Source organism: Salinarimonas sp. NSM, assembly GCF_052380005.1.
GTDB lineage: Bacteria > Pseudomonadota > Alphaproteobacteria > Rhizobiales > Beijerinckiaceae > Salinarimonas.
In genome coordinates this window covers 1-6,896 of the sequence record NZ_JBQTCJ010000101.1, presented here as the reverse complement: position 1 = coordinate 6,896, position 6,896 = coordinate 1, and the positions used below count along the sequence as shown (strand labels likewise).

6 protein-coding genes are annotated in these 6,896 nt (G+C 73.3%); 4 read left to right on the top strand and 2 right to left on the bottom strand.

Features of this window, described 5'->3' with window-relative positions:
• Nucleotides 1-346: hypothetical protein (locus ACTZWW_RS22190; protein WP_444783142.1), on the bottom strand; the 346-nt coding region annotated here is incomplete at its 3' end.
• A 66-nt stretch (nt 347-412) separates the two neighbouring features.
• Nucleotides 413-2,638 carry a putative bifunctional diguanylate cyclase/phosphodiesterase gene (locus ACTZWW_RS22185; RefSeq protein WP_444783141.1) on the bottom strand — a complete coding sequence of 742 codons (2,226 nt, stop codon included), beginning with the start codon at nt 2,636-2,638 and terminating at the stop codon, nt 413-415.
• Between the two features lie 225 nt (nt 2,639-2,863).
• Here ACTZWW_RS22185 and ACTZWW_RS22180 point away from each other — a divergent pair, with 225 nt between their 5' ends.
• The 4 genes from ACTZWW_RS22180 to ACTZWW_RS22165 all read left to right on the top strand — a co-directional run.
• Nucleotides 2,864-4,036, top strand: a complete 1,173-nt coding sequence (locus tag ACTZWW_RS22180) for a phosphoserine transaminase (protein ID WP_444783140.1) — start codon at nt 2,864-2,866, stop codon at nt 4,034-4,036.
• Nucleotides 4,037-4,131: 95 nt separating this feature from the next.
• Nucleotides 4,132-5,736 (top strand): phosphoglycerate dehydrogenase, encoded by a 1,605-nt coding sequence (gene serA, locus ACTZWW_RS22175; RefSeq protein ID WP_444783139.1) that lies wholly within the window; start codon nt 4,132-4,134, stop codon nt 5,734-5,736.
• 71 nt (nt 5,737-5,807) lie between these two features.
• The gene (gene trmB, locus ACTZWW_RS22170; RefSeq protein ID WP_444783138.1) at nt 5,808-6,569 is read left to right on the top strand and encodes a tRNA (guanine(46)-N(7))-methyltransferase TrmB; all 762 of its coding nucleotides are present in this window, start codon (nt 5,808-5,810) and stop codon (nt 6,567-6,569) included.
• Nucleotides 6,570-6,667: 98 nt separating this feature from the next.
• Nucleotides 6,668-6,896, top strand: a 229-nt coding sequence (locus tag ACTZWW_RS22165) for a hypothetical protein (RefSeq protein WP_444783137.1), incomplete at its 3' end; no start/stop codon positions are given.

The following is a 6,896-nucleotide window of genomic DNA, read 5'->3' as shown; positions in this document are numbered from 1 at the left end:
TCAGATGTGTATAAAGAGACAGGCCCCGCGGCAGCGCGAGCGCGGACGGCCGTGCGCCGTCGCCGGCCCGCGCGGCGGGCAGCGACGCGGGCGCGTGGGCCATCGCGTGGAGGCAGGCGATCGCGCAGGCGGCGGCGCCGTCGCGGTCGCCGAGGTCGCCGCAGGGACAGCCGTGGCAGGCCTCGCTCGCCGCGAGGGCGACCTCGGAGGTCGTCGGCGTCACCCGTGATCCGGCTGCCGCCGCGGCGCGCACGTCCCCGCCGCCGACGCTCACGGCGAGGAGCGCCAGCAACCCGACGAGCAGGACGGCGACGCGGCCGAGACGGTGGTCGGACGACGGGATCATGCGAGACAGGTAGACCCGCTCACGCCGCCGCGCAACTCCGCAACGACCCGGGTGCGGGCGGCCCCGCTACGCCCCGCCGCAGGCCAGGAGCCGCTCGTCGCGCCCGAGGTAGCCCGCCACGTCCTCCGGTGCCAGCGGCACGGCGAAGAGGTAGCCCTGGCCGACGTCGCAGCCCATGGCGGCGAGGATCGTGCGTTGCCGCTGCGTCTCGATGCCCTCGGCGACGATGCTGAGCGAGAGTCCGTGTGCGAGGCCGACGATGCCGGAGACGAGGGCGCGCGCGCCGTCGTCGCGGTCGATGCCGTCGACGAAGCTGCGGTCGATCTTCAGGCGGTCGACCGGGAAGCGCTTGAGATGGGCGAGCGAGGCGTAGCCGGTGCCGAAATCGTCGAGGGCGATCGCGACACCCATGCCGCGCAGCCGCTCCAGCGTCGCGACGATCGTGCCCGCGTCGCGGTCGAGCAGCACGGTCTCGGTGATCTCCACCTCGAGCCGGCTCGCCGGGAGCCCGTGGCGGGCGAGCACGCCCGCGACGAGATCGACGAACCCGGCGTCCCGCAGCTGCGCCGCGGCGACGTTGACCGCGATCCGCCCGGGGTCGAGCCCGGCATCGATGAGGCCACGCGCGGCCGCGAGCGCCTTGCGCAGAACGATGCCGCCGACGGCGCCGATCAGGTTCGCCTCCTCCGCCACCGGCACGAACAGGCCCGGCGGCACGAAGGCCCCGGCCCGGCGCCAGCGCGCCAGGGCCTCGAAGCCGGCGTGGGAGCCGTCCGCGAGGGAGACCTGCGGCTGGAGCGCCACGCCGATCGCGTCCTCCGCGAGCGCCTCGCGCAGGCCCGTGACGAGACTCTGGCGGCGCGCCTCGCGCTCTCCGAGCGCCGGCGCGTAGACCCGCGCGGTTCCGCCGGGCGCCTCCACCCGCGGCGCCGTGGTCCGGCGCTGCGCCTTGACGTCGTAGAGGGCGAGATCCGCGGCCTTGAGCACGTCGCGCGCACAGCCGCCGTGCCGGGGAAAGAAGGCGCAGCCGACGCTCGCGCGCGGGAACAGCGCGCGCCCGGACGTCTCCACCGGTCGCCCCAGCCGCTCCAGCAGTCCTGCGAGGAGCCGCTCGAGCGCCGCCTCGCCGGTGATGCCCGGCATCAGGATCGCGAACTCGTCGCCGCCGAGCCGCGCGGCGACGTCGCCGGGCCGCAGCGCGGCCGCGAGCCGCTGACCGATCTCGCGCAGGAGCGCGTCGCCCACGTCGTGGCCGAACGTGTCGTTCACCGCCTTGAAGCCGTCGAGGTCGAGGATCGCGAGCGCGCCGGGGCGCGTGCGCCGGCCCGGCCCGACGAGGCGCTCCAGCCGCTCGCCGAAGGCGGCGCGGTTGTAGAGCCCCGTGAGCGGATCGCGCTCGGCACGCTCGCGCACCGCGAGCTCGGCGCGCTTGAGCGCGGTGACGTCGGCGCCGACGCTGACGCGATGGCCGCTGGGCGAGCAGCGCTCGCGGATCTGCAGCCAGCGTCCGTCGGCGAGCCGCCTCAGCCGGCGCCGACCGGGCCGGACCCGCTCGCGCATGAGATCGTCGAGCCAGGCCTCGACCGCCTCCGGCGTGCGGCCGGCGTCGAGGAAACGGCCGTTCGCCGCCGCGCGCGTCACGACCTCGCGAAAGTCGAGCCCCTCGATCGCCGGCGCCGGCCCGAGCCCGAGCAGGCGCCGGAAGGCGCGGTTCGAGAGGATCAGCCGGTCCTGAGGATCGAAGGCGGCGATGCCCGCCGGCACGGCGTCGATCACCTCGCGCAGGAGCGTCTCCGCGGCCGTACGCCGGCGCACCTCCTCCGCCAGCGCCACCTCCGCGCGCTTGCGCTCGGTGATGTCGTAGCGCACCGAGGCGTAGCCGAGGGTCCGGCCGGCGGCGCCGTAGCGCGGCACGATCGTGGTATCGACCCAGTAGAGCGTCCCGTCCTTGCGCCTGTTGCAGATCTCGCCGTGCCAGATGCCGCCTCGCGCGATCGTCCGCCACAGGTCGGCGAAGAAGCCGGCGGGATGGACGCCCGCGTTGAGCACCCTGTGCGTGCGGCCGATCAGCTCTTCGGCCGAATAGCCGCTGATGCGGCAGAACGCGGCGTTCACCCGGGTGATCACGCCCCGCGCGTCGGTCTCGGCGACGATCGCCTGGCGGTCGAGCGCCGCCATCACGGCGTCGTAGGAGGCGATCGGCGTACAGGCCGCCTCGACCGTCTCACCGACGTGGGCGTCGTGCCGCCGACCGCAGTCCCCCTCCGCATGCCGCTCGCGACGCGCCTTCATCAGCAACTCCCCCGTACCGTGCAGCGCTCGTTGCGACCGTCCCGCGGTGATCCCATCCGTAGGATGCCGGACGCGGCTTTATCAAAAGTGAATTTCGGCCGCTGCGAACGGCACCGGAGATCGGGGAAACCGCACGGCTTGACCGGTCGGCCAGGCAGGCGCATACCCGTCGGCGGGACACCTCTCCCCACCGAGAGGCGCCCATCTGGAAGGATGGATATCGCGATGACACGTCACCACGCCCCCGAGGCGCGCCCGCGCGCTCCCTTCTTTTCGTCCGGCCCCTGCGCCAAGCGCCCCGGCTGGAGCCTCCAGGCTCTGGAGGACGCGGCGCTCGGCCGCTCGCACCGCGCCAAGCTCGGCAAGGCCAAGCTCGCCCGCGCCATCGACCTCACCCGCTCGGTCCTGCAGGTTCCCGACGACTACCGGATCGGCATCGTCCCGGCCTCCGACACCGGCGCCGTCGAGATGGCGATGTGGACCATGCTCGGCGCGCGCGGCGTCGACCTGCTCGCCTGGGAGAGCTTCGGCGAGGGCTGGGTGACCGACGCGGTCAAGCAGCTCGGGCTCGAGGACGCGCGGGTGATCACGGCGGACTACGGCTTCCTGCCCGACCTCGCCCAGGTCGACGCCGCCAGCCGCGACGTGGTCTTCACCTGGAACGGCACGACGTCGGGCGTGCGCGTGCCGAACGCCGACTGGATCCCCGTCGAGCGCGAGGGCGTCGTGATCTGCGACGCGACCTCGGCGGCCTTCGCGCAGGCGCTCGACTGGGAGAAGCTCGACGTCGTCACCTTCTCCTGGCAGAAGGTGCTCGGCGGCGAGGCCGCCCACGGCATGCTGATCCTCTCGCCGCGCGCGGTGGCGCGCCTCGAGAGCTTCAAGCCCCCGCGCCCGCTGCCGAAGATCTTCCGCCTGACCAAGGGAGGCAAGCTGATCGAGGGCATCTTCGCGGGCGAGACCATCAACACGCCCTCCATGCTCGCGGTCGAGGACTATCTCGACGCGCTCGGCTGGGCGGAGTCGATCGGCGGGCTCGACGCGCTGATCGCGCGCGCCGACGCCAATGCCGGCGTCATCCACGAGTGGGTGGCGCGCACCGACTGGGTGACGAACCTCGCGCGCGACCCCGCGAGCGCGTCGAACACGTCCGTGTGCCTGACGATCGACGACCCGGAGGTCGTCGCCATGGGCCAGGAGACCGTGGGCAAGCTCGCCAAGGCGCTGGTTTCCCGTCTCGAGAAGGAGGGCGTCGCCTACGACATCGGCGCCTATCGCGACGCGCCCCCCGGCCTGCGCATCTGGTGCGGCGCCACCGTCGAGCGCGCGGACCTCGAGGCGCTCACCGCCTGGCTCGACTGGGCCTTCGCCCAGGAGAAGGCCGCCCTCGCCGGCTGATCGCCGCCCGTCTCCCCTCTACCCCGGCCCCTCTCCCATCCGGGAGAGGGGAGGCGCGTCCCGTTCGATTCCCACTCATGCAGGAGCGCCGCCCCATGCACGCGTCCTCGTCCGCCCCCCGCGTCCTCGTCTCCGACGCCCTCTCCCCCGCCGCCGTGAAGATCTTCCAGGATCGCGGCGTTCACGTCGACTTCCAGCCCGATCTCGGCCGGGACAAGGAGCGCCTCGCCGAGATCATCGCCGACTACGACGGCCTCGCCATCCGCTCCGCCACCAAGGTGACGCCGAAGCTGCTCGAGCGCGCCACGCGCCTGCGGGTGATCGGCCGCGCCGGCATCGGCGTCGACAACGTCGACATCCCCGCCGCCACGGCGCGCGGCGTGATCGTGATGAACACGCCCTTCGGCAACTCGATCACCACGGCCGAGCACGCCATCGCCATGATGTTCGCCCTCGCCCGCCAGATCCCGCAGGCCGACGCGTCCACGCAAGGAGGCAAGTGGGAGAAGAACCGCTTCATGGGCGTCGAGATCACCGCCAAGACGCTCGGTGTCATCGGCTGCGGCAACATCGGCGCCATCGTCGCCGACCGCGCCATCGGGCTGCGCATGCGGGTCGTCGCCTACGACCCGTTCCTGTCGCCGGAGCGCGCGCTCGAGCTCGGCGTGGAGAAGGTCGAGCTGGATGACCTGCTGGCCCGCGCGGACGTGATCACGCTGCACGTGCCGCTGACGGATCGCACGCGCAACATCCTCTCGCGGGAGGCCCTGGCGAAGACGAAGCCCGGCGTGCGCATCGTCAACTGCGCCCGCGGCGGGCTCGTCGACGAGGCGGCCCTGCGCGAGCTGCTCGACGAGGGCCGGGTCGCCGGCGCGGCCTTCGACGTGTTCGCGCAGGAGCCCGCCACGGAGAACCCGCTCTTCGGGCACCCCAACGTGGTCTGCACGCCGCATCTGGGCGCCTCCACCACCGAGGCGCAGGAGAACGTGGCGTTGCAGGTGGCCGAGCAGATGTCGACCTACCTCCTCACCGGCGGCGTCGAGAACGCGGTGAACTTCCCCTCGATCTCGGCGGAGGAGGCGCCGCGGCTGCGGCCCTTCGTGGCGCTCGCCGAGAAGCTCGGCTCCTTCCTGGGCCAGCTCACCGAGGCGCCGATCAAGGGCGTGCGCATCGAGTACGAGGGCGCGGTCGCGGGCATGAACACCCGCGCGCTCACGGCCGCCGCCGTGACGGGGGCGTTGAAGCCGATGCTCCAGGACGTCAACATGGTCTCCGCGCCGATCGTGGCGCGCGAGCGCGGCATCGTCGTCGAGGAGATGACCCGCGAGAACCCGCAGCGCGACTACGAGAGCCTGGTGCGCATCACCATCGACGCCGAGGACATGCCGCGCTACGCGTCCGGCACCGTCTTCCACGACGGCAAGCCGCGGGTGGTCGAGATCCGCGACATCGACGTGGACGCCGAGTTCGCGCCGCACATGATCTACGTGCGCAACGCCGACGAGCCGGGCTTCATCGGCGCCTTCGGCTCGCTGCTGGGCGCGGAGGGCGTCAACATCGCCACCTTCTCGCTCGGCCGCGACGCGCCCGGGGGCGACGCGATCTGCTTCGTCTCCGTGGACCAGAAGCCCTCGCCGGAGCTGCTCGACCGCATCGAGGCGATCCCGCAGGTCAAGCGGGCGCGGGCGATCGCGTTCTGACCTGTTCGCACGGCGCAAAGCCGTATAGAGGTCGGCGCCGCCGCACGCGCGGCGCCGACGCGGACGAGATCATGACACGCGAGCCCATAGACGCCGACGAGCCGGACACGTCCGAGGCGAGCGCCTCCGGGAGCGCCTTCTTCGGCCGGCGCAAGGGCAAGCGCCTGCGCCCGGGCCAGGAGGCGCGGCTCGCGACGCTTCTGCCCGAGCGGCTCCTGCCCGACCCGAGGACCGACCGCGCCGCCTACGGCGACCTCGCCGCGCTCTTCCCGCATGCTCCCGAGCGCATCGTGCTCGAGATCGGCTTCGGCGGCGGCGAGCATCTCGCTCACCGCGCGCGCGAGGATCGGGCGGCCGGCTTCATCGGCGTCGAGCCCTTCGTCAACGGCATGGCCAAGATGCTCGCCGCCATCGACGAGGACGACCTCGCCAACGTACGCCTGTTCGACCAGGACGCCGCGCTGCTGCTGCCGGCGCTGCCCGACGCCTCGCTGGAGGCGGTCTGGCTGCTCTATCCCGATCCGTGGCCGAAGCGGCGCAACCGCAAGCGCCGCTTCGTCTCCCCCGGCACGCTGTCCGAGATCGCCCGCGTGCTGAAGCCCGGCGGCCTGTTCCGCTTCGCCAGCGACATCGACGACTACGTCGGCTGGACGCTGGTGCGCGCCGCCGCCGAGCCGCGCCTCGCCTGGACGGCGCGCCGCGCGGACGACTGGCGCACGCCGTATCCCGGCTGGCCGGGCACGCGCTACGAGGCCAAGGCGATCCGCGAGGGGCGGGTCCCGAGCTACCTCGGCTTCGTGCGGGTCGACGACGGCGCGGGAGCGGGCCGGTAACGTTCATGTCCCGTTAAACCGCCACAATCTATCCCTTTGACGAGGTCCGCACATCGGGGGCGGCGCGTCGCGTCGCGCCCGCGAGACGCGAGGGCGGCATGGACGATTTCGACCGAGGACGGCGGGGGCGGCGCGAGCCGACCTTCGACATGCCGGCGGCGGACGCGCTCGACATCCGTCTCTCCCCGCGCGACCGCGCCGGAGGAGGCGACGAGATGGCCCGAAAGCCCGCCCGTGGCCGCAGCGGCGGCAAGCCGTCCTCGAATCCCGCGACGAGGAGCGCGCAGCCGCGCCGGGGCGCCGCCGCGCCCGCGCGCGCGGGAGGGC